The organism is Faecousia intestinalis, assembly GCF_040096185.1.
Taxonomy (GTDB): Bacteria; Bacillota; Clostridia; order Oscillospirales; family Oscillospiraceae; genus JAZOXB01.
The window spans coordinates 1-819 of the sequence record NZ_JBBMFF010000132.1; the positions used below are offsets into that span (position 1 = coordinate 1).

Sequence of the window (819 nt, forward strand, 5' to 3'; positions counted from 1 at the left end):
ATGGAAAACGGACTGCTGGTGAAAACAGAAGAAGGCTCTCCCCAGGGAGGCCCACTTAGTCCCTTGCTTGCTAACATCTACCTGAACGAATACGACTGGGAGATGGCAAGGCGGGGCGTCCCTGTCATTCGGTATGCGGATGACATTGTGGTACTCGCCAAAAGCAAACGGGCAGCAGAGAGGCTTCTGGAAACCACCCGGCGGTATCTTGAGGGGAAACTAAAACTCAAGATGAATGTGGGGAAAAGTAAAGTGGTCAGCGTGTTTGCAATCCGAAATTTTAAGTTTCTGGGCTTTGCGTTAGGGAAGGGCAAGAACGGCATTTACATTCGAGCGCACACAAAGTCCTTGAAGAAAGCCAAGGCCAAGCTAAAAGAGCTGACTTCCCGCAGTCAGGGCAGAAATGTCCGGGTCGTGATGCAGAAGGTAAAGGTCTACATCCGGGGCTGGCTGGGCTACTTCGGAATTGCGAGTATGAAGACAACCATGCGAGAATGGGACAAGTGGCTGCGCCGCCGGTATAGAAGCTACATCTGGAAACAATGGAAGAAACCCAAGACAAGAGCAAAGAGCCTTATGCAATTGGGGATACCAGAGTGGCAGGCAAGGGCGGTAAGCAATTGCCGGAAAGCCTACTGGCACATGGCGAAGAACGGTCATGTACAAAGGGCAATCTCGAAAGAAAGACTCGCACGGGCAGGATACTACAGTATCCTAGACCGGTACGAGTCTGTGCACTTATGCGATTGAACCGCCGTGTACCGAACGGTACGCACGGTGGTGTGAGAGGACGGGACTAAACGTCCCTCCTACTCGGTT

The 819-nt window shown here is 52.1% G+C and carries 1 protein-coding gene; it reads left to right on the top strand.

Annotated elements, in window-relative coordinates; translation table 11 throughout:
* Nucleotides 1-750: reverse transcriptase domain-containing protein (locus tag WMO66_RS02780; RefSeq protein ID WP_349134886.1), on the top strand; the 750-nt coding region annotated here is incomplete at its 5' end.
* Between the last annotated feature and the right edge of the window lie 69 nt (nucleotides 751-819).